Consider the following 21,428-nt stretch of genomic DNA (forward strand, 5'->3'; position numbering starts at 1 on the left):
GGCCGACGGTGCGCAGGCCGGCGACTGCCGGGCTGTCCGCCTCGCATCTTCGCAGGTGGGCGAGGGTAGGGACAGCCCTTTCAGCGGCGGCTCACGGTCACCCGGCGCTGCCGGTCCGCTTCGCCAGTTCCTGGAACCGGGCCCAGCTCAGCGCGGGCTTGCGCGGGTCCCACAGCTTCTGCGAGGTCGCCACCAGCGGCATCCTGATGCCGTTCGCCACCTGCTGGGTGGTCTGCGCGTTCGGCAGGTCGCCCCAGACCGCGAACCGGCCACCGAGGATCTGCGGCGAGTAGCGGTCGGCGACGGGTTCGGTGCCGCGCAGGACCATCGGGGTCCACTGCTCGTAGATCCGCTCGCCGGTCGGGTAGACGAACTCGTTGGGCTCGCCGAGCACGTAGTAGAGGAACTCGTCGTTGAGGTTGAGCATCTTGTAGCCCTCGGCGAGGTACTCCTGCGGCGGGCGGGCGCCGATCTCCTTGCCGGTCCAGTACTCGATCTCGATGTTCTCGTCGGCCTTGACCTTCGTGCCACGGAACAGCCCGTCGTTCCAGGCCTTCGCGGTCCGGCCCTTGGGGATGACGACGTCCGCGCGGTCGTTCAGCCAGCTGGTGGCCAGGTCCTCGATGGTGGCGCCCGCGCCGTGCCTCTCCTCGGCGGCCCGCTGGAGCTGGGGGTAGGAGGCGGCCGGGTTCCGGACGGTCAGCGCCTGGTACTCGTCCGCGCCGAGGTGCCAGAAGCGGCCCGGGAACAGCTCGGTGTACTCCTCCAGGAGTTCGTCGATGAGCTTGGCCGCGGCCGGCTTGGAGATGTCGATGGACCCCTTCGACTCGACGCCCGCGGTGTTGCGCAGCTGGAGGTCGGGGTGGGCGGCCAGCACCGCGCCGAGGTGTCCGGGCGAGTCGATCTCGGGGACGACCTCGATGTGCCGGCTGTTGGCGAGGCCGACGATACGGCGGACCTCGTCCTGGGTGAGGGCCTCGTCGGAGACCACCTCGGGGTGGGACTTCGACTCGATCCGGAAGGCCTGGTCGTCGGAGAAGTGCAGGCCGAGCTGGTTGAGCTTGAGGTCGCCCATCTCGCGTATGCGGTCCTCTATCCACTCCGCGCTGTAGTGCTTGCGCGCGATGTCGAGGTTGAGCCCGCGCTGCGGCCGGTCCGGCCGGTCGTTGACGACGCCCTCGGGGAACGTGCCGTCCGCCTTGAGCGACTGTTTGAGCGTACGGGTGCCGTAGAAGACGCCCGATTCGTCGGGTGCGGTGATCTTCACCTTCGCGTCGCGCACGGTGAGCGTGTACGACTCGGCGGGGCCCGCGTCCTTGGCGCCGAGCGCCAGCTCGACGTCCCCGGTCCGCGCCGGTTCGGCGCCCCGGTAGCGGATCTTCAGCTCCTTGGCGAGCAGCTCCGCCTCGTCGGCGAGCACCTGGCTGCCCTTGGCGATGACGACCGTGCTGTCCTTGCCCGGCTGCCAGCCCGGTCCGCGCGCCGCCGTGTGCTCGCGGACCGCGGGGATCACACTCGGCGTGCCGGACATCGGGTAGCTGCGGGAGGGCGACGGGGCGGCGGCCTCGGCGGAGGTGCCGGAGGGCGACGCGGTGTCGCCGGACGGTCCGCTGCCGGACCCCTCCGGCCAGACGACGACAGTGAGGACGACGGCGGCTGCGGCCGTGACAGCCGCGCCGGTGACAAGGGCACCACGCGAGGGCGACATCGGGCAGATTCCTCCATTGAAGGGGCAGAGACGGGCGAAACGGGTGAAGAGCGGGTGAAAACGGTGACGAGGGTGCAAGGTTGGCATTTTTGCCGTGGCCTCGCCCATCGGGGGCTCCGGGGGATCGGACAGGCCCCAGACCCGCGCAGGTCAGACGTCCATCACACGTTCCGAAACTCTCCCGTTCGGGTGATTTTTCTCCGGCCCTTCGGACGGCAGCCGACCGGTCTCGCTAGCGTTGCGACACATTCGTCTCTCCCTTCACTCCCTCCCCGCGGAACCTGAAGACGCTCCGGCCGGTCTTTCAGGAACGGAGGGCCTTTCACGGGGCCACAGGGTCACAGATGTCGTCGATGTCATGGATGTCGTCGAATTGATACGAGGAGTCCACGCTGTCCAGGTCCAGCGAGTCCCCCGCCGGCCTGCCGAAGCGATCCACGCCCCCGGCCGGCCGGTCGGCCGTGCCCGTGCAGCCGCGCCACCCGGTTCCGGCCGACGGCCCGGAGGCGCCGCACACCGGCGCGCCGTCGGTTGATCATGCCGTCGGTCTGGCCCATTTCAACAGCCTCCCCTTCGCCGCCGCCGAGGCGGCCTTCCTGGAGTGCTGCGGAAGTCTCCGCTGGGCCCACCGGATGGCCGCCCACCGCCCCTACCCGGATCTCGGCTCCCTACTGGCCGCCTCCGACGAGGCGGGCTACGACCTCGCGCCCCGGGACATCGCGGAGGCCCTGGCCGCGGAACCGGCCCCCTGCCTGCACCACGACGCCCCGCGCGCCGCCCATCTGGCGCTGCGGGCCGCGCACGCGGCGTACGAGAGCAGGTTCGGCCACGCCTTCGTGATCTGCCTGGACGCCTACCAGCCCTCCCAGCACGTGGACCAGGTGCTGGCCGGGATCCGGGTCCGGCTGGCGCACGACCCGGACGAGGAGCGGGCGGTGACCGCCGAGGAGCTGCGACGACTCGCCCGGAGCCGGATCGTCGAGCTGGTGAACGCGGACCTCGGAGGGTAGGTCCGGCGGGCGCCTGCCGACCGGGGCGCTCTAGCCCGTACGTGCCCCTTTGATTGCCACTTTGATCACACCAGAGGCCCCGGCGCGAACGAACCGACAATGCGTCGCTACGATGGCCGGGGCCGGTGGACCGTACCCGGCCGGGTCAGACCGACAGTCAAGCCGGCCGACCCCAATCCCCGCTCCCGGAGGGTTCTTCCGTGCCGGCTGGAACGCTGTACCGCGGCCGGGAAGGCATGTGGTCCTGGGTGGCTCATCGAGTCACCGGTGTCCTCATTTTCTTCTTCCTGTTCGTACATGTCCTGGACACCGCTCTCGTCCGCGTCTCCCCCGAGGCCTACGACGATGTCGTGGCCACGTACAAGACGCCGATCGTCGCGCTCCTCGAATACGGCCTCGTGGCCGCGATTCTCTTCCACGCGCTGAACGGTCTCCGGATCATCGCCGTGGACTTCTGGGCCAAGGGCCCGCGACTCCAGAAGCAGATGCTCTGGACCGTGGTGGGCATCTGGATCGTGCTGATGGTCGGGGCCCTGTACCCCGTCCTCGGTCACGCCGTACGCGACGTCTTCGGGAGCTGAGGCCCATGTCCAGCGAGACTTCTTCCGCAGCCGCGATCGGCGACGTCGAAGGCGTGAGCCTGTTCGACGTCGACCACCCGGCCCCGGTGATCGAGCCCCCGCGCAAGCGCACGGGCAAGACGCCCAAGGGTTCGCGCACCAACTTCGAGATGTACGCCTGGCTCTTCATGCGCCTGTCGGGCATCGTCCTGACCGTCCTCGTCATCGGCCACCTGCTGATCCAGCTGGTGCTCGACGGCGGCGTCTCCAAGATCGGCTTCGCCTTCGTGGCGGGCCGCTGGGCCTCGCCGTTCTGGCAGGTCTGGGACCTGACGATGCTGTGGCTCGCCATGCTCCACGGCGCCAACGGCCTGCGTACGGTCATCAACGACTACGCCGAACGGGACAACACCCGCTTCTGGCTGAAGATGCTCCTGTACACCGCCACGGTGTTCACCGTCCTGCTGGGCACGCTGGTGATCTTCACCTTCGACCCGAACATTCGCTAGGCGCCGGGACAGAGGGACCAGAGGAAACCATGCAGATCCACAAGTACGACACCGTCATCGTCGGCGCCGGCGGCGCCGGCATGCGCGCGGCCATCGAGTCGACCAAGCGCAGCCGTACCGCCGTGCTGACGAAGCTCTACCCCACCCGCTCCCACACGGGCGCCGCGCAGGGCGGCATGGCCGCCGCGCTGGCCAACGTGGAGGAGGACAACTGGGAGTGGCACACCTTCGACACGATCAAGGGCGGCGACTACCTGGTCGACCAGGACGCCGCCGAGATCCTCGCGAAGGAGGCCATCGACGCCGTCCTCGACCTGGAGAAGATGGGCCTGCCGTTCGGCCGCACGCCCGAGGGCAAGATCGACCAGCGCCGCTTCGGCGGTCACACCCGTAGCCATGGTGAGGCCCCGGTCCGTCGCGCCTGCTACTCGGGCGACCGCACCGGCCACATGATCCTCCAGACGCTGTACCAGAACTGCGTCAAGGAGGGTGTGGAGTTCTTCAACGAGTTCTACGTCCTGGACCAGCTGATCACCGAGGTCGACGGGGTCAAGAAGTCCGCCGGCGTCGTCGCGTACGAGCTGGCGACCGGCGAGATCCACGTCTTCCAGGCGAAGTCGGTCATCTACGCCTCGGGCGGCACCGGCAAGTTCTTCAAGGTGACGTCGAACGCGCACACCCTGACCGGTGACGGCCAGGCCGCCTGCTACCGGCGCGGTCTGCCGCTGGAGGACATGGAGTTCTTCCAGTTCCACCCGACGGGCATCTGGCGCATGGGCATCCTGCTGACGGAGGGCGCCCGTGGTGAGGGCGGCATCCTCCGCAACAAGGACGGCGAGCGCTTCATGGAGAAGTACGCGCCCGTCATGAAGGACCTCGCGTCCCGTGACGTCGTGTCCCGCTCCATCTACACGGAGATCCGTGAGGGCCGCGGCTGCGGTCCCGCCGGTGACCACGTCTACCTGGACCTCACCCACCTGCCGCCGGAGCAGCTGGACGCCAAGCTCCCGGACATCACCGAGTTCGCGCGGACGTACCTCGGCATCGAGCCCTACACGGACCCGATCCCGATCCAGCCGACCGCGCACTACGCCATGGGCGGCATCCCGACCAACGTCGAGGGCGAGGTGCTGGCCGACAACACCACCGTCGTCCCGGGCCTGTACGCCGCCGGCGAGGTCGCCTGTGTCTCGGTGCACGGCGCCAACCGCCTCGGCACCAACTCGCTGCTCGACATCAACGTCTTCGGACGGCGTTCGGGCATCGCCGCCGCCGAGTACTCCGTGAAGAACGACTTCGTCGAGCTTCCCGAGAACCCGGCCCAGCTGGTCCAGGACCAGGTCGAGCGGCTGCGCAACTCGACGGGCACCGAGCGGGTCGCCGACCTGCGCACGGAGCTGCAGGAGTGCATGGACGCCAACGTGATGGTGTTCCGTACCGAGCAGACCATCAAGACGGCGGTCGCCAAGATCGCCGAGTTGCGCGAGCGCTACCGAGACGTGTCCATCCAGGACAAGGGCAAGCGGTTCAACACCGACCTGCTGGAGGCCATCGAGCTGGGCAACCTGCTCGACCTGGCCGAGGTCATGGCGGTCTCCGCGCTCGCCCGCAAGGAGTCCCGCGGCGGTCACTACCGCGAGGACTACCCCAACCGCGACGACGTCAACTTCATGCGCCACACCATGGCGTACCGCGAGGTGGCCGCCGACGGCGCCGAGTCGATCCGGCTCGACTACAAGCCGGTCGTGACGACCCGCTACCAGCCGATGGAGCGTAAGTACTGATGGCTACCCCCACCCTGGACAAGACCGGCAACGCCGAGGCCGGCTTCGCCGACTCGCCGTTCATCACGGCCACGTTCCGGATCCGCCGCTTCAACCCCGAGGTGTCGGACGAGGTCCATTGGCAGGACTTCCAGATCGAGATCGACCCGAAGGAGCGTGTCCTCGACGCCCTTCACAAGATCAAGTGGGAGCTCGACGGAACCCTGACGTTCCGCCGTTCCTGCGCCCACGGCATCTGTGGTTCCGACGCGATGCGGATCAACGGCAAGAACAGGCTCGCCTGCAAGACGCTGATCAAGGACATCAACCCGGACAAGCCGATCATGGTGGAGGCCATCAAGGGCCTCACGGTCCTCAAGGACCTCGTGGTCGACATGGACCCGTTCTTCCAGGCGTACCACGACGTCATGCCCTTCCTCATCACCAAGGGGAACGAGCCGACCCGCGAGCGTCTGCAGTCCGCCGAGGACCGCGAGCGGTTCGACGACACCACCAAGTGCATCCTGTGCGCCGCGTGCACGTCCTCGTGCCCGGTGTTCTGGAACGACGGCCAGTACTTCGGCCCGGCGGCGATCGTCAACGCGCACCGCTTCATCTTCGACTCGCGCGACGAGGGCGGCGAGCAGCGGCTCGAGATCCTCAACGACCGTGACGGCGTGTGGCGTTGCCGCACCACGTTCAACTGCACGGACGCCTGCCCGCGTGGCATCGAGGTCACCAAGGCGATCCAGGAGGTGAAGCGCGCGCTCATCACGCGTCGCTTCTGACCCGCTCGTAGCACCTGTTACGTCGACAGGCCCCGTTCCCGCAGCCTCACCGCTGCCGGGAGCGGGGTCTGTTGCTGCGCCCCGGCCGCGTGGGCGGTACGGTTCAGCGGAGCTGAAGACCGAAAGAGAAACGGGGATCGTCGTGAGCGAGCCGAATCCGTACGCGGACGACGCGTACAAGTGGGGCCCGCCCCAGCAGCAGCCGGGTCACCAGCCGACCGTCGCCGACGGCCAGGCGTACGGCTATCCGGCGCCGGGCGCCACGCCCGCGTACGGCTATCCGCAGCCGCTGCCGGAGTCCGCGGCCCAGCCCGGACCCGGTTACGGGTACCCCAACGCGGCGCAGCCGACGATGCCCGGCCAGTACCTTCCGGTGCCGCAGGGCGTGCCCGGCCAGGGCGGCGTGCCGGTGCTGGCGATCGGCGACATCACCGTGCTGAGCGACGCGATCGTCACCCCGTCCGGCTCGATGCCGCTCAAGGGCGCGGTCTGGACGGCCACGGACATGTCGCGCACGGAGGAGAAGATCCCGACGCACGCGGTCGTGCTGGCGATCGTCTTCGCGCTGTTCTGCCTGATCGGGCTGCTGTTCCTGCTGATGAAGGAGAAGCGGACCACCGGCTTCATCCAGGTCACGGTCACCAGCGGCGGCCGGCACCACTCCACGATGATCCCGGCCGTCGGCCCGTACACCTTCCCCGCGGTGATGGGCCAGCTCAACCAGGCCCGTTCCATGAGCGCCTGAGTCGCGCGCCGCCCATGGCACGTTTCGAGCACACGGTCTCCGTGGCCGCCCTGGACCGCGGCTGGTTCGAGGAAGCCGCCGGGCATGTGGTGGACCTCTTCGAAGCCTCCCGCGAGCAGGGCGGTGCCCTTCTGCTGCCCGACGGACGCCCGATCGACGGCCTCCGGCTGCTGAAGGGGCGTCACCTGCAACCGGGTGCGGAGTACGGGGAGACACCGGATCCGGTGAAGGACGAGACGGGCGCCCCGGAGACCGCCGTCCTGCGTGAGTGGCGGCCCTCCCGCGCCATCGAGGTGGAGAGCCTCGTGGCGGAGGAGGGCATGTCCATGCGGGTACGGGTACGGCTGCGCGAGCCCCGGACGCCCAGGGCGCTGGAGCTGTCCCTCGACGGGCACAACCCGAAGGGCGGTTCGCTGTACCGCTTCTCGGGGCGCGGCAAGGCCGACCTGCACGCCTGGTGGGCGGCGCTGGACCGACCCGCCGCGGCTCCCCCGGCCCCCCGGGCCCCGGTCGTCGGCAAGGCGGTGCACCGGCTGGCCAAGGCCCGTCTGACGGTCACCCCGCACCCGGCCGGGGACGGTTCCTGGCACGTCCGTGCGGTGCTGGGCGTGCGCGGGCGGTGGCTGCTGCGGCCGGTGGGCGCGGTGGTGCTGTTCTTCGCCCGGGGCCCGGTGGCGCGGGGCTTCCGTGAGGCGGTGGAGAGCGCGGCCGAGGAGTGGAACACGGCGCTCGCGGAACTGACGCCGCTGCACGGCGAGGCGTTGCGCGCGGAGATCGCGGACGCGCTGACGGAGCCGCCGGAGCGGCCCGAGCCGTCCGAACCGCCGGAGCGGCCCGAGCCGTCCGAACCGCCGGAGCGGCCGGAGCCGGAAGAACCCAAGGTTCTCTGAACCACCCCCCGTAGACCCCTTCTTGAACATGTTCAAGAAGGGGTCTACAGTCACGCCCAAGAGCATTTTTGAACGCGTTCAAGGGAGGGTGGGGCATGGACCTCACTGTTGTCGCGTACGTCATCTACCTGCTGATCACCGTGGCGCTCACCGTCTGGGTCGCCCGCACGCTCAGCCGCAACGGGCGGATCTTCCTCGCCGATGTGCTGCACGGGAACGAGAAGCTCGCCGACGCCGTCAACCACCTGCTGGTGGTCGGCTTCTACCTGGTCAACCTCGGGTTCGTCACGCTCTATCTGAAGAACGCCGGCGGAGTGGCCGATGCCCGCGAGCTGATCGAGGCCCTCTCGGTGAAGGTGGGCGTGGTCCTGCTGGTCCTCGGCGTCATGCACCTGGGCAATGTGTGGGTGCTCAGCCGGATCCGCCGCCGCAGCGCCCTGGAGCGCGAGCAGACGCCGCCCGTTCCGCCGCAGGGCTGGACGCCTCCGGCCACCCAGGGCCCGTGGGCCGCGCCCGCACCCGGGCGGTGAGCCCGGTGACCGGGGCGCCGCCCGCCGCCGTGGAGCCCGAGCCCGCTCCCGTACACCCCGGGCCCGCCCCCGTACGACGGCTCACCGTGCTCTACGACGCGCAGTGCCCGCTCTGCGTCCATCTCCGGCACTGGCTCCGGCGGCAGCGGCAGCTCGTCCCGCTGGACCTCGTACCGGCCGGATCGGCCGAGGCGCGGCGGCGGTTCCCGGAGCTGGACCATGCGGCGACGCTTGCGGAGATCACGGTGGTCGGTGACCTGGGGCAGGTCCACCGGGAGGCCTCCGCCTGGATCGTCTGTCTGTGGGCGCTCGCCAAGTACCGCTCCAGGGCCCACTGGCTGACCACCCCGGCGGGCCGGCCCTTCGCCCGGGGCACCGTGCTGGCCGCCGCCCGCTACCGCTCCAGGGCGCTGCCGCCCTGCGCCCCCGGGGCCCGCGAATGCGCCACCCCGCCCGGAGGACCGTGGGGCCCCCGTTAACCTTGGGCCCGTGGTGAAGGAAGAGAAGAACGTGCAGGAGAACAAGCCGGCCAAGGCCGCGAAGAGCGAGCAGACCCGCACGCTGATTCTCGAAACGGCGCTCCGGCTCTTCGCGGAGCGCGGCTACGACCGGACGACCATGCGGGCCATCGCCCAGGAGGCGGGCGTCTCGGTCGGGAACGCCTACTACTACTTCTCCTCGAAGGAGCACCTGGTCCAGGGCTTCTACGACCGGATCGCCGCCGAACACGCCGCGGCGGTCCGGCCCGTGCTGGAGGGCGACGGCGATCTGACCGTACGGATCAGGGGGGTGCTGCTCGGCTGGCTGGACGTGGCGGAGCCGTACCACCGCTTCGCCGCGCAGTTCTTCAAGAACGCGGCCGATCCGGACAGTCCGCTCTCCCCGTTCTCCGAGGACTCGGTGGCCGCCCGTGACGCGGCGATCTCCATCCATGAGCGCTGCATCGCCGGGGCGGACGTCAAGAGCGATCCGGAACTGGCTCCGCTGCTGCCGCAGTTGATGTGGCTGATGCAGATGGGGCTGGTGCTGTTCTGGGTGTACGACCGGACCGAGGGCGCCGAGCGCAGCCGCCGGCTGGTCGAACGCACCGCGCCGATCGCCGCCCGGGCCATCTCGCTCTCCCGGTTCCGGGTGCTGCGACCGCTGGTGCGGCAGATCCACGGGCTGCTGGTGGAGTTCCTGCCGGGAACGGCGACGGCCGGGCCCCAGGACACTGCCCGGGGCCCGGCCGGCTGACGAACCGGTCGGATCCATCAGATCCAGCTGAGCTCCCACAGGCGCCAGGTGCCGGTGCCGTCGGAGAGGTACTGCGAGCCGGCGACATCGGCCTTGGCGACGACGTAGTCCTTCTTCTGCCACAGCGGCAGCAGCGGGACGTCCTCGCCGACGAGCTCCTGCATGTCCTTGAAGTCGCCGGAGGTGCGGCTGCGGTCGCTGAACTGCTGCGTGGCGGCGATCAGCTGGTCCATCTTCTTGCTGGAGTAGCCGCTGTGCAGGACGTTTCCGGTGCCGACGAGCGGCTGGCTGAAGGTGTCGGGGTCCGGGAAGTCGGGGAACCAGCCGACGGTGTACATGTCGTACTTACCGGCGGCGTACTCCTTCTGGTACTTCGTCCACTCCACGGCCTCGACCGAGACCTTGAACAGCCCGTCCTTCTCCATCTGACGGCGCAGCTCGGCGGTCTCCTTGGTGTACATGTCGCCCTCGCGGTACGCGAAGTTGATGGCGACCGGCGTCTCCACCCCGGCCTGCTGCAGCAGTTGCTCGGCACGCTTGGGGTCGGAGGAGGGGTACGCGTCGAAGAACGGGGTGCTGTGCCCGATGTAGCCGGTGGGGATCAGCGAGTACAGCGGGTCGACCGTGCCCTGGTAGACCTTCCGGACCAGGGGACCCCGGTCGAGGAGCGCGGCGACGGCCTGGCGGACCTTCTTCTCGCCGAACGGCGAGTCGGTGCGGGAGTTGAAGATGATGTTGCGGATCTCGGCGCTGGCCGCCTCGGTCACCCGTATGTCCGGGTCGTTCGCGTTCAGTTCGGCGAGCGTCTCGGACGGCAGCTGGCGGTGGGCGATGTCCACGTCGCCGCTGTCCCAGGACGTCTGCAGGTCCTCGGAGGTCTTGAAGTAGCGGATGTTGACCGCTTCGCCGGTCTTCTTGAGCGCGCCCTTGTACTTCAGGTTGGGCACCAGCTCGGCGCGGCTCCCCGACTCGTACGACTTCAGGACGTACGGGCCGGAGCCGTCGACCTCGTTGCCCGCGCGGAGCTTGTCCTCGGGGTACTTGGTCGGGTCGACGATCGCCGCGGCGCCGGTGGCGATCTTCTGCGGGAAGGTCGCGTCCTTGCCGGACAGGTTGAACGTGATCGTGCGGCCCTCGGTCGTCACCGACTTCAGCGTGGGGAAGAGACCCGCGGGGCCGACGTCCGACTTGATCGTGAAGATCCGGTCGAAGGAGTGCTTGACGTCCTCGGCGGTGATCTTGCGGCCGTTGGAGAAGGTCAGGTCGTCACGGAGCTTGCACTGGTACGTCTGGAGCTTCTGCCCGACGAACCCGCAGCTCTCGGCGGCGTCCGGCTCCGGCGTGACGGCACCGGGCTTGAAGGTCATCAGCGACTGGTAGATGTTGCTGTAGATCGCCCAGGAACCCGCGTCGTACGCGCCGGCCGGGTCGAGCGAGGTGACGACGTCCGATGTCCCGACAGTGATCGCATCGGTCTTCCCCTCCCCCGACGGGAGCAGTTGCCAGGCGCCGACGCCCGCTATGACCAAAACCGCGAGAATCGCGAGAATCCGTACCCGGACCGACCGCATTGCCGTGCTCTCCCTTACCAGCCCCACCTCGGCGGTCGCGTTTGTGACGCGCACATCGCCGCATGTTCGCGCTTACCCAATCACACGATTTTCACATCTGGAAGAGTAAATGGGGCCCTCACAGCCTTTTGTTGGACACGCACGGGAACCCCTGTCCGAAAAGGCTGTTTCCTGCCTCCTACCTGCAGGTTTCCGTAGCTGACGGTGACCCTTCGGTATGGATTTCATGACGACGCATGCGGGGTCGCGCAGTCGTCGCACCCGCAACGGAACCACGCCCGACGGAGACCTACGCCTGACGGGAGGCGAGCTCCACGACGGTGATGTCGGACGGGGCGCCCACCCGGACCGGCGGGCCCCAGGCGCCCGCGCCGCGCGAGACGAAGAGCTGGGTGTCGCCGTAGCGTTCGAGCCCGGCGACGGTGGGGTTGGCCAGCTCGGCGAGGAAGTTGCCGGGCCAGAGCTGTCCGCCGTGGGTGTGGCCGGAGAGCTGGAGGTCGACGCCGTGCTCGACGGCGTCGTGGATGACGACGGGCTGGTGCGCGAGGAGGACGGAGGCGCGGCCCCGGTCCCGGTCGCCCAGCGCCTTCACGAAGTCGGGCCCCTGGCCCTCGGTCTCGCCGGCCACGTCGTTGACGCCCGCGAGGTCGAATCCCTCGATCTCGACCCGGGCGTTCTCCAGCGGGTGCAGGCCCAGCTCCCGGACGTGGTCGACCCACTGCTCGGCGCCGGAGAAGTACTCGTGGTTGCCGGTGACGAAGAAGCTGCCGTGCCGGGCGCGCAGGGCCGCCAGCGGTTCGGCGGCGGAGCCGAGGTCGGCGACGGACCCGTCGACGAGGTCGCCGACGACGGCGACCAGGTCGGGCGAGGTCCGGTTGATCGTGTCGACGATCCGGCGGGTGTGGGCGCGGCCGAGGATCGGGCCGATGTGGATGTCGCTGACCACGGCGATCCGGAAGCCGTGGGCGGCGCGGGGCAGTTTGGCCAGCGGGACGGTGATCCGCCGGACGCTCGGCCCGCGCAGTACGCCGTACGTGCCGTACCCGACGGTGGCGAGTCCGGCGGCGGCCGCCGCGCCGCCGACGACCCGGGAGACGAAGAGCCGGCGGGAGGGATTCGGGGCGAGCGCGGGCGGGGCCTCGGCCGCGGGCTGCTGAGCCGATCCCGCTGCCGGTTCCGCTTCCGGTCCGGTCGTGGGTTCCGTTTCCGGATCCGCCACGGGTTCCGTCGCCGTACGCACCGTTGCTTCCGAGGTACCGCCCGAGCGGGACGGAACCAGCTCCTCGGCACGGGGACGGGTCTCTTCCGGGAGCTCGACGAGCGTTCCGGCAGACGTTCCGGAAGGCACTGCGGAAGGCACTGCGGAAGGCTTTCCGCTTTCGGCCGTGACCGCCTTCCGGTCGCGCCGGGCGAGGACCCGCAGGAGCACCGGACGTACGACCTCTCCCACGAGCAGCGCCAGCGTCAGGTACAGCAGGCAGGCCAGCCACAGGAAGCCCGGCCAGGCCAGCACCTGCTGGAGCCAGAAGGGCGCGCCCACCCGGCCGGACGTCATGGCGCCGACGCTCAGCAGCGGCAGGACGAAGGCGGCGACGGTGCCCGCCCGCCGCAGCGGGCTGCCCGGCGCCGTCGTGTCACCGACGAAGCGCCGCCACAGATACCGGTGCACGGCGCCGAGCAACGCCAGCACCACGAGCCCCACCAGGGCGAAGACCACTGCAGCCATCCGAGCTTCCCCATGTTCCCGTCGTCATGCGCGCTTGTCGCGCAAAGCCCGGACTCCACGCAACCCGATCACGCCGACCGCCGTCCCCAGAAGAAAGGACGTGATGGCGAGCAGCAGGTGCACCCAGAAGTACCCGGTCGGTTCGCCCGCGTCGTCGAAGGCGAGCCCGCTGCCGTCCTGCCACAGGTTCTTGACGAAAGTGATCCAGATGAACCAGCTCCACACCCCGAACGCGAGCAGGAACCAGGACACGCGGCGGCTGAGCTTCATGGGTCCAGTATCGCCGCCGCCGCCCGGCTCCCTCCCCCGGGGTGGCGTCCGAACGGGGCCGTCCCGGCGTTCCCTGCGGCGGGTCAGGCGGTCCGGCTCCGCATCCACATCTTCGCCCTGTACGTTTCCGACCGTGCCTGCTCTGAAAAAGATCGCCCTGACGGTCACCTCCGCCGCCTTGTTGTCCGGTTTCGTCCTCAGTCCCGCCGCGGCGGCCGACAAGGACAAGAGCGACGACAAGCAGCCCAAGCCGCCGAGCACCATGTCCAGCCTCGGCGGGGAGCGGCTCGGCAAGGCTGGCACCCAGGTCAATCTGGGCCCGGGGGCGCCGGTGCTGCCCAAGAAGCTGTCGGGCCGGTCGTGGATCGTCGCGGACGCGGAGAACGGGGACGTCCTGGCGGCGCACAACTCGCACTGGCGGCTGCCGCCCGCCTCCACCCTGAAGATGCTCTTCGCGGACACGGTCCTGCCCGCGCTCCAGCCCACCGCCACCCACAAGGTGACGGAGAGCGAGCTGGCCGGGGTCGGCGAGGGGAGCAGCCTCGTCGGGATCAAGGAGGACCACACCTACACGGTCCACGACCTGTGGCTCGGGGTGTTCCTGCGGTCGGGCAACGACGCGGTGCACGTGCTCTCGGAGATGTACGGCGGCGTTCCGGAGACGGTGGCCGCGATGCAGAAGCACGCCGAGGAACTCCAGGCCCTGGACACGGTGGTGATCTCGCCGGACGGGTACGACGCGCCGCGCCAGGTCTCCAGCGCCTACGACCTGACCCTCATCGCCCGCAGCGGGCTCCAGAAGAAGGACTTCCGCGAGTACGCGGCGACCGCCTCGGCCGACTTCCCCGGCGAGGAGAAGAAGGGGAAGAAGCGCGACTCCTTCGAGATCCAGAACACCAACCGGCTGATCACCGGGGACATCGGCGTGGACCCGTACCAGGGCATCGCGGGCGTCAAGAACGGCTACACCACCCACGCGGGCAACACCTTCACCGGCGTCGCCGAGCGCAACGGCAAGGTCCTGCTGGTCACGGTCATGAACCCGTCGGCGGAGGAGAGCCACGCCGTCTACAAGGAGGCCGCCCACCTGCTCGACTGGGGCTTCGCGGCGAGCGGCAAGGTGACCCCGGTCGGCGAGCTGGTGCCGCCGAAGTCCGTGGACACCGGCACCGGCGCGGCGACCGGCGGCAAGGGCGCGGCGCCCGCCGCCGGCGCGGACCAGGGTTCGGGCGGCCAGGCGGAGGCCGCGCACGCGTCGGCCGCGAACGGTTCCAGCGGGGTCGGGATCGCCCTGGCGATCATCGGCGGGCTGCTGGTGCTCCTGGCCGGCGGGGTGTTCCTGGTCAACCGCCGCTGGCCGCTGCCCGGTCTGACCCGCCGCGCCCCGGCCGCGAGCGACGAACCGACCGAGACGGCCGGGACGGCCGGTACCACGGAGCCGGACGGGACCGCCGAGCCGGCCGAACCGGCTGCCTCGACCGACAAGTCCTAGGCGCGGGTGGAGCCGCCGGGCGCCTCGGCCCCGGCGGCACCCCCCGCGTCGGTGTCCTCGTCGTCCTCCTCGTCCTTGCTGCCGGTCGCCGTCCAGGCGGCGCAGAACAGCAGCAGTTTCGCGGTGAAGTTGATCCACAGGAGGAGCGCGATCGGCACGCCGAACGCGCCGTACATGCTCTTGCCCGCGACCTCCCGCATATAGCTGCCGAGCAGCAGCTTGAGCAGTTCGAAGCCGACCGCCCCGAGCAGCGCCGCGACCATCAGCCGCCGCCGGGGCGGCTCCACCCCGGGCAGCAGCGTCAGCAGATAGAGCAGCAGCAGGAAGTCGGCGACGACCGCGACCGCCAGAGCGGCCACCCGCAGCAGGACGCCGCCCGCCCCGCCGTCGGGGATGCCGATCAGGTCGGCTGTCCGGCCGACCGCCATCGAGCCGATGGTGGAGACCGCCGCGGTGGCGAGCACCGCACCGCCGAGGCCGACCAGCAGCACGGCGTCCTTCACCTTGGCGACGACGGGGTTGGCCTTCTGGACGTCGTCCAGTTCCCAGACCGCGCGCAGGCACTCGCGCATCGAGCCGACCCAGCCGACACCGGTGAACAGCAGCAGCGCACCGGCCACCAGACCGACCGTGCCCGCGTTGGCGACCAGACCGTCGATGCCCAACTGGTCCGAGATGCCGGGCACCTGGTCGGCGAGCTTGTCCTTGATGGTGTCCAGCTGCTTGTCGCTCAGCAGGGCGGCGGCGATGGCCGCTCCCACCGCGATCAGCGGGAAGAGGGCCAGAAAGCTGATGAAGGTGATCGCCGCCGCGAGCCTGGCCCAGTGGACCCGGTCCAGCCGCTCGTAGGAACGCCACGCGTGCGTCTCCATCAGCCGGGCGACCAGGGGCCCGATCACCGGGAGTTTCTTGAGCCAGTCCATGACGTAACGCGTACCCTCCTGGGCCCGGAACACCAGCGGCCCGCCCCGGACTCTCCCGGACCCGTCCGGCGGATCCCCGTCACGCTTCGCTGACACTCACTCCATCACCCGTTCCGGTGAGCGAATTCACCAATGCCGCGAAGGGGATTTCCCGGACGATACGGTCACCCTCATGTCCGTCGACACGGTGTCCTTGACCGGCTGGGGCCGCACCGCCCCGACGACCGCCGTGCGGTTCCGCCCCCGTACGCACGAGGAGGCGGCCGCCGTCGTCCGGGGGCGCGGGCCCCGGGGAGTCATCGCGCGCGGGCTGGGGCGGTCGCCCGGGGACGCGGCGCAGAACGCGGGCGGTTCGGTGCTCGACACGACGGGCCTGGCCCGGATCGGCGCGGTCGACGCCGCCGCCGGTGCGGTGCGCTGCGACGCGGGGGTGAGCCTGGAGCGGCTGCTGCGGGTGCTGCTGCCGCTCGGCTGGCTGCCGCCGGTCGTGCCGGGGACCGGCAGGGTGACCGTCGGCGGGGCGGTCGGCTCCGATCTGGCCGGCCTCGACCACCGCCGGTCCGGTTCGTTCGCCCGGCACGTGAGCGCCCTGGAGCTGCTCACCGCGGACGGCGAGGTGCGTACGGTGCTGCCGGGCACCGCCCTCTTCGACGCCACCGCCGGGGGCCTGGGGCTGACCGGGGTGATCCTGGGCGCCACGCTCCGGCTGCGGCGCGTCGGCACGGCCCTGATGTCCGTCTCCACCGAGCGCGCCGGGGACCTGGACGATCTGCTGGCCCGCTTCACCGCCGGCGGCGACCGGTTGCCGTACGGCTCAGCCTGGATCGACCTGACGGCCCGGGGCCGGGCGACCGGACGCGGAATCCTCACCCGAGGGGAGCATGCGCCCCTCGATGTGCGCCCGGCGCACGCGCGGCGCACTCTGCTGGGGCCGCGCTCCGGCGGGCCCCGGGGCCGGGGCGCACTCCCCGGCCTGCCGCCGCTGCCGGGCGGACTGCTCGGCCCGGCGGCGGCCGCCCTGTACAACGAGGTCCGCTACCGCGGCGCACCCCGCGCGCGGACCGGTGAGCTGCGCCCGCTGCCCCTCTTCTTCCACGCGTCGGACGCTCTTCCGGACCCGCGCCCGCTCTACGGCCGGGGCGGCCTGGTGCGCTACCGGTTCGCCGTCGGGTACGGCCAGGAGGAGACCCTGCACCGGGTGGTGCGCCGGATCGCGGCGCGCCGGAGCCCCGCCGTGCGGGCCGTGCTCCAGCGGTTCGGGGCGGCGGACCCGGGCCTGCTGTCGTTCGCCGCGCCCGGCTGGACCCTCGCGCTGGATCTGCCCGCGGCCCTGCCCGCTCTCGCCCGCTTCCTGGACGGCGTCGACGAGGAGGTGGCCGCCGCCGGGGGCCGGGTCTGCCTGGCGAAGGATTCCCGGATGCGGCCGGAGACGGCGGCCGCGATGTACCCGCGGCTGGCGGAGTTCCGGGAGCTGCGGGCACGGCTCGACCCGGCGGGAGCGTTCCGCTCGGACCTGTCGCGCCGGCTCGGCCTGTGATCGGCCCCCAGAGAATCCCACCCCATCTGACCAGGAGAATTCCGTGAAGGACGCCTTCGGCGCCCCGCAGTCCCTGCTCATCCTCGGCGGCACCTCGGAGATCGCCCTGGCCACCGCGCGCCGGCTGATCGCCCTGCGCACCCGCCGGGTCTGGCTGGCCGGGCGCCCCTCCCCGGCCCTGGAGTCGGCCGCTGCCGAGCTCCGTGGCCGGGGGGCGGACGTACGGACCGTCGACTTCGACGCGCTGGACTCCGGCTCCCACGAGGTCGCCCTCGGCAAGGTCTTCGCGGAGGGCGACATCGACGTGGTGCTGATGGCGTTCGGCGTCCTCGGCGACCAGGCGCGGGACGAGGAGGAGCCGATGGCCGCGGTCCGGGTCGCCCAGACCAACTACACGGGGGCGGTCTCCGCCGGGCTGGTGTGCGCCGGCGCACTGCAGGCGCAGGGGCACGGTTCGCTGGTGGTGCTGTCCTCGGTGGCCGGGGAGCGCGCCCGGCGTGCGGACTTCATCTACGGCTCCAGCAAGGCGGGCCTCGACGCGTTCGCTCAGGGGCTCGGCGACGCGCTCCAGGGGACCGGGGTGCAGGTGATGATCGTCCGCCCCGGTTTCGTACGGACGCGGGCCACGGCGGGGCGGCCGGAGCAGCCGCTCGCGACCGGCCCGGAGGAGGTGGCGGCGGCGATCGTCACGGGGCTGCGGCGGCGCTCGGAGACCGTATGGGTGCCCGGTTCGCTCCGGGTGGTGATGGCGGCGCTGCGGCACGTGCCGCGCCCGCTGTTCCGCAGGCTTCCGGTCTAGGTGTATTCATCAGGGCCTGAGCTTGGGGGAGTGCGTGTCAGGCGTCGCCCGGCAGGCGGCAGTGTGACGACAGGTCCTGGCGGACCGGGGACGTACGGCGGCTGTCCCGGCCGCTCAGGGCCGCAGCGACGGGGCCGACGACGACGCTTCGATCGTGTAGCCGCCCTGGGCGGGGACGGCGGGCGTCCCGCCGCCCGCTCCGAACGGGAAGTCCCGGAGCTTGCGCCAGACCGCGTCCGGGCCCTGCTCGTACAGCGCGAAGGAACCGCAGGTCCAGGCCGCCTCGTAGTCGGCGAGCTCCTCGTAGGCCCGGTCCATGGCCTCCTCGGCGATGCCGTGGGCCACGGTGACATGCGGGTGGTACGGGAACTGCAGCTCGCGCACCAGGGGGCCGGAGGCGTCCCGCACCCGCTTCTGGAGCCAGGAGCAGGCCGAGGCCCCCTCGACGACCTGGACGAAGACGACCGGCGACAGCGGGCGGAAGGTGCCGGTTCCGGAGAGCCGCATCGGGAACGGCCGGCCGGCCGTGGCGATCCGGTCGAGGTGCGCCTCGATCGCCGGGAGGTCGGCCGCCTGCGCCTCGGTCGGCGGCATGAGGGTGACGTGGGTGGGAATGCCGAAGGCGGCAGGGTCCCCGAAGCTCGCGCGGCGTTCCTGGAGCAGGCTGCCGTAAGGCTCCGGGACCGCGATCGAAACGCCGAGCGTTACGGTCCCCACGTCGTTCTCCTCCATCGTCGATGGTCGATTTCCGGTCATGCCGCGCGGGCCTGATGTCCGGCCCGCGCGTTCCGTCGCCGCAAGTGTGACCCCTGCGGCCATGATCTCGCCAGGGTCCTTGGACTCAGTGCTTCGCGGGCAGGAAGCCCATCCGGTCGTACGTCTGTGCCAGCGTCTCCGCCGCGACGGCCCTGGCCTTCTCCGCTCCCTTGGCCAGAAGGGAGTCCAGCGTCTCCGGGTCGTCCAGATATTCCTGGGTGCGGGTCCGGAAGGGAGTGACGAATTCCACCATGGCCTCGGCCAGGTCGGTCTTCAGCGCACCGTAGCCCTTGCCCTCGTAACTCCGTTCCAGATCCTCGACGGGGCTGCCGGAGAGGGTGGAGAGGATCGAGAGCAGGTTGCTGACGCCCGGCTTCTTCTCGGCGTCGAAGCGGATCACCGTGTCGGTGTCGGTGACCGCGCTCTTCACCTTCTTCGCGGTGACCTTCGGGTCGTCCAGCAGGTTGATGAGGCCCTTCGGCGTGGAGGCCGACTTGCTCATCTTCACCGCCGGGTCCTGGAGGTCGAAGATCTTCGCCGTCTCCTTGAGGATGTACGGCGCGGGCACGGTGAACGTCTGTCCGTACCGGCCGTTGAACCGCTCGGCGAGGTCGCGGGTCAGCTCGATGTGCTGGCGCTGGTCCTCGCCCACCGGGACCTGGTTCGCCTGGTAGAGCAGGATGTCGGCGACCTGGAGCACCGGGTAGGTGAAGAGACCGACGGTGGCCCGGTCGGCGCCCTGCTTGGCGGACTTGTCCTTGAACTGCGTCATCCGGGAGGCCTCGCCGAAGCCCGTGAGGCAGTTCATCACCCAGCCGAGCTGGGCGTGCTCGGGCACATGGCTCTGGACGAAGAGCGTGCAGCGCTCCGGGTCCAGACCGGCCGCGAGCAGCTGCGCCGCGGCGAGCCGGGTGTTGGCCCGCAGCTCGGCGGGGTCCTGCGGGATCGTGATCGCGTGCAGGTCCACGACCATGTAGAAGGCGTCGTGGCTCTCCTGCAGCGCCACCCACTGGCGCACCGCGCCCAGGTAGTTGCCGAGGTGGAACGAGCCCGCGGTGGGCTGGATCCCGGAGAGCACGCGCGGACGGACGGCCGCACCGGTGCGGCCCGTCTGCGGCTGGTCGGTGGGGAGCGAAGGGCGATCAGAGGCCATGGCCCCATTGTCTCAGGTGTCCGGGGCATCTCCGGCAGCCGGTGCGGGGCGGGAAGGGCGCGTCACCGCACGGTCCCGGAGCACGGGAGCGCACGGCTGAGACGAACCCCACATTCCGGCCGCCCGGCGTGCGACGGCGGGCGCGCCGCGCGGTGGAGGTTTCCCGGCACGGGATCCGACCGACGATACAAAGTGGGCACCACCCCCGCCCCTGCCGCACGACGAACGGAGATCCCGTGTCGACCACGGAAACCGCCATCGCCTCCGCCGAGGCGCACAGCGCGCACAACTACCACCCGTTGCCGGTCGTCGTGGCCACGGCGGAGGGCGCCTGGATGACCGATGTCGAGGGCCGTAGGTATCTGGACCTGCTGGCCGGATACTCGGCGCTCAATTTCGGCCATGGCAACCGGCGTCTCATCGACGCGGCCAAGGCCCAGCTGGAACGGGTGACGCTGACCTCCCGGGCCTTCCACCACGACCGGTTCGCCGGCTTCTGTGCGGAGCTGGCGGCGCTGTGCGGCATGGAGACGGTGCTGCCGATGAACACCGGGGCGGAGGCCGTGGAGACCGCGGTGAAGACCGCCCGCAAGTGGGGCTACCGGGTCAAGGGTGTGCCGGACGGCATGGCGAAGATCATCGTGGCCTCGGACAACTTCCACGGCCGCACGACGACCATCGTCAGCTTCTCCACGGACCCGGAGGCGCGGGCCGACTTCGGCCCGTACACCCCGGGGTTCGAGATCGTGCCGTACGGGGATCTCACCGCGATGCGGGAGGCGATGACCGAGAACACCGTGGCGGTGCTGATCGAGCCGATCCAGGGCGAGGCCGGGGTGCTGGTGCCGCCGGCCGGCTATCTCTCCGGCGTACGGGAACTGACCCGCGAGCGGAACGTGCTGTTCATCGCGGACGAGATCCAGTCGGGTCTGGGGCGGACCGGGAAGACGTTCGCGCTGGACCACGAGGGTGTGGTGCCGGACATGTACGTGCTCGGCAAGGCGCTGGGCGGCGGTGTGGTGCCGGTCTCCGCGGTGGTCTCGTCGGCGGATGTGCTCGGTGTGTTCCGGCCCGGCGAGCACGGCTCCACCTTCGGCGGGAACCCGCTGGCCTGTGCGGTGGCGCTGGAGGTGATCGCGATGCTGCGGACCGGTGAGTACCAGCAGCGGGCGGCCGAGCTGGGCGACCATCTGCACCGGGAGCTGGGCCTGTTGACGGGCGGCGGCGGGGTGGAGGCGGTGCGCGGCCGGGGCCTGTGGGCGGGCGTGGACATCGCACCGGCGCTGGGCACCGGCCGGGAGATCTCCGAGAAGCTGATGGAGCGGGGAGTGCTGGTGAAGGACACCCACGGCTCCACGATCCGGATCGCCCCGCCGCTGGTGATCTCCAAGGAGGACCTGGACTGGGGCCTGGACCGGCTGCGGGCGGTGCTGAGCGCCTGAGCCGGTCCCGGCGCCAGGAG

At 70.7% G+C, this 21,428-nt stretch carries 21 protein-coding genes; 14 read left to right on the forward strand and 7 right to left on the reverse strand.

The annotated features are described in order from the left end of the window. Window positions 1-97: 97 nt before the first annotated feature. The gene (locus tag AC0VY3_RS30315; RefSeq protein ID WP_475551049.1) at window positions 98-1,708 is read right to left on the reverse strand and encodes a family 20 glycosylhydrolase; all 1,611 of its coding nucleotides are present in this window, start codon (window positions 1,706-1,708) and stop codon (window positions 98-100) included. Window positions 1,709-2,169: 461 nt separating this feature from the next. Here AC0VY3_RS30315 and AC0VY3_RS30320 point away from each other — a divergent pair, with 461 nt between their 5' ends. The 10 genes from AC0VY3_RS30320 (at window position 2,170) to AC0VY3_RS30365 (ending at window position 9,739) form a co-directional block, all read left to right on the forward strand. Next, the gene (locus tag AC0VY3_RS30320; RefSeq protein ID WP_242741424.1) at window positions 2,170-2,718 is read left to right on the forward strand and encodes a 2-oxo-4-hydroxy-4-carboxy-5-ureidoimidazoline decarboxylase; all 549 of its coding nucleotides are present in this window, start codon (window positions 2,170-2,172) and stop codon (window positions 2,716-2,718) included. A 200-nt stretch (window positions 2,719-2,918) separates the two neighbouring features. Continuing rightward, the gene (gene sdhC / locus AC0VY3_RS30325; protein ID WP_073740310.1) at window positions 2,919-3,299 is read left to right on the forward strand and encodes a succinate dehydrogenase, cytochrome b556 subunit; all 381 of its coding nucleotides are present in this window, start codon (window positions 2,919-2,921) and stop codon (window positions 3,297-3,299) included. 5 nt (window positions 3,300-3,304) lie between these two features. Beyond that, the gene (locus AC0VY3_RS30330; protein ID WP_103509707.1) at window positions 3,305-3,787 is read left to right on the forward strand and encodes a succinate dehydrogenase hydrophobic membrane anchor subunit; all 483 of its coding nucleotides are present in this window, start codon (window positions 3,305-3,307) and stop codon (window positions 3,785-3,787) included. A gap of 29 nt (window positions 3,788-3,816) precedes the next feature. Beyond that, entirely contained in the window at window positions 3,817-5,571 is a 1,755-nt protein-coding gene (sdhA, locus tag AC0VY3_RS30335; RefSeq protein ID WP_103509708.1) for a succinate dehydrogenase flavoprotein subunit, read from the forward strand. Then, a complete protein-coding gene (locus AC0VY3_RS30340; RefSeq protein ID WP_103509709.1) occupies window positions 5,571-6,338 on the forward strand; it encodes a succinate dehydrogenase iron-sulfur subunit in 768 nt (255 codons plus the stop codon). The genes sdhA and AC0VY3_RS30340 overlap by 1 nt, the downstream gene beginning before the upstream one ends. Window positions 6,339-6,480: 142 nt before the next feature. Beyond that, a complete protein-coding gene (locus AC0VY3_RS30345; RefSeq protein ID WP_103509710.1) occupies window positions 6,481-7,083 on the forward strand; it encodes a hypothetical protein in 603 nt (200 codons plus the stop codon). Window positions 7,084-7,097: 14 nt separating this feature from the next. Further along, the gene (locus AC0VY3_RS30350; protein ID WP_475551050.1) at window positions 7,098-7,973 is read left to right on the forward strand and encodes a hypothetical protein; all 876 of its coding nucleotides are present in this window, start codon (window positions 7,098-7,100) and stop codon (window positions 7,971-7,973) included. A 95-nt stretch (window positions 7,974-8,068) separates the two neighbouring features. Beyond that, window positions 8,069-8,503, forward strand: coding sequence for a hypothetical protein (locus AC0VY3_RS30355; protein ID WP_475551051.1), 435 nt, complete (start codon window positions 8,069-8,071; stop codon window positions 8,501-8,503). Beyond that, window positions 8,476-8,982: a thiol-disulfide oxidoreductase DCC family protein gene (locus tag AC0VY3_RS30360; protein ID WP_475551052.1), complete on the forward strand. Its 507-nt coding sequence runs from the start codon at window positions 8,476-8,478 to the stop codon at window positions 8,980-8,982. Before AC0VY3_RS30355 ends, AC0VY3_RS30360 begins: the two co-directional genes overlap by 28 nt. 10 nt (window positions 8,983-8,992) lie before the next feature. Continuing rightward, a complete protein-coding gene (locus tag AC0VY3_RS30365; RefSeq protein ID WP_475551053.1) occupies window positions 8,993-9,739 on the forward strand; it encodes a TetR/AcrR family transcriptional regulator in 747 nt (248 codons plus the stop codon). A 17-nt stretch (window positions 9,740-9,756) separates the two neighbouring features. Here the strand turns inward: AC0VY3_RS30365 and AC0VY3_RS30370 are convergent, their stop codons facing one another. The 3 genes from AC0VY3_RS30370 to AC0VY3_RS30380 form a co-directional block, all read right to left on the reverse strand. After that, a complete protein-coding gene (locus tag AC0VY3_RS30370; protein ID WP_103509713.1) occupies window positions 9,757-11,310 on the reverse strand; it encodes an ABC transporter substrate-binding protein in 1,554 nt (517 codons plus the stop codon). 289 nt (window positions 11,311-11,599) lie between these two features. Beyond that, the gene (locus AC0VY3_RS30375) at window positions 11,600-13,027 is read right to left on the reverse strand and encodes a metallophosphoesterase (RefSeq protein WP_475551759.1); all 1,428 of its coding nucleotides are present in this window, start codon (window positions 13,025-13,027) and stop codon (window positions 11,600-11,602) included. Between the two features lie 33 nt (window positions 13,028-13,060). Continuing rightward, complete coding sequence (locus tag AC0VY3_RS30380; RefSeq protein WP_030084543.1) at window positions 13,061-13,306, reverse strand: SCO4848 family membrane protein; 246 nt, start codon at window positions 13,304-13,306, stop codon at window positions 13,061-13,063. Between the two features lie 133 nt (window positions 13,307-13,439). Between AC0VY3_RS30380 and AC0VY3_RS30385 the strand changes: the two genes are divergently transcribed. Further along, complete coding sequence (locus AC0VY3_RS30385; RefSeq protein ID WP_475551054.1) at window positions 13,440-14,798, forward strand: D-alanyl-D-alanine carboxypeptidase family protein; 1,359 nt, start codon at window positions 13,440-13,442, stop codon at window positions 14,796-14,798. Here the strand turns inward: AC0VY3_RS30385 and AC0VY3_RS30390 are convergent. Beyond that, entirely contained in the window at window positions 14,795-15,721 is a 927-nt protein-coding gene (locus AC0VY3_RS30390; protein WP_475551760.1) for a YihY/virulence factor BrkB family protein, read from the reverse strand. The genes AC0VY3_RS30385 and AC0VY3_RS30390 overlap by 4 nt on opposite strands. A gap of 172 nt (window positions 15,722-15,893) precedes the next feature. Between AC0VY3_RS30390 and AC0VY3_RS30395 the strand changes: the two genes are divergently transcribed. Beyond that, a complete protein-coding gene (locus tag AC0VY3_RS30395) occupies window positions 15,894-17,258 on the forward strand; it encodes an FAD-binding oxidoreductase (RefSeq protein ID WP_475551055.1) in 1,365 nt (454 codons plus the stop codon). A 43-nt stretch (window positions 17,259-17,301) separates the two neighbouring features. Beyond that, complete coding sequence (locus AC0VY3_RS30400; protein ID WP_137232383.1) at window positions 17,302-18,057, forward strand: decaprenylphospho-beta-D-erythro-pentofuranosid-2-ulose 2-reductase; 756 nt, start codon at window positions 17,302-17,304, stop codon at window positions 18,055-18,057. 114 nt (window positions 18,058-18,171) lie between these two features. Here AC0VY3_RS30400 and AC0VY3_RS30405 read toward each other — a convergent pair whose 3' ends face one another. Both AC0VY3_RS30405 and trpS read right to left on the reverse strand, forming a co-directional pair. Continuing rightward, on the reverse strand, window positions 18,172-18,774 hold the full coding sequence (locus AC0VY3_RS30405; RefSeq protein ID WP_103509724.1) for a 2'-5' RNA ligase family protein: 603 nt from the start codon (window positions 18,772-18,774) through the stop codon (window positions 18,172-18,174). 124 nt (window positions 18,775-18,898) lie between these two features. Beyond that, window positions 18,899-19,891 (reverse strand): tryptophan--tRNA ligase, encoded by a 993-nt coding sequence (trpS, locus tag AC0VY3_RS30410; protein ID WP_103509725.1) that lies wholly within the window; start codon window positions 19,889-19,891, stop codon window positions 18,899-18,901. Between the two features lie 311 nt (window positions 19,892-20,202). Here trpS and rocD point away from each other — a divergent pair, with 311 nt between their 5' ends. Further along, on the forward strand, window positions 20,203-21,408 hold the full coding sequence (gene rocD / locus AC0VY3_RS30415) for an ornithine--oxo-acid transaminase (protein WP_475551056.1): 1,206 nt from the start codon (window positions 20,203-20,205) through the stop codon (window positions 21,406-21,408). Window positions 21,409-21,428: the final 20 nt, after the last annotated feature.

Source organism: Streptomyces sp. iso_384, from assembly GCF_056172905.1.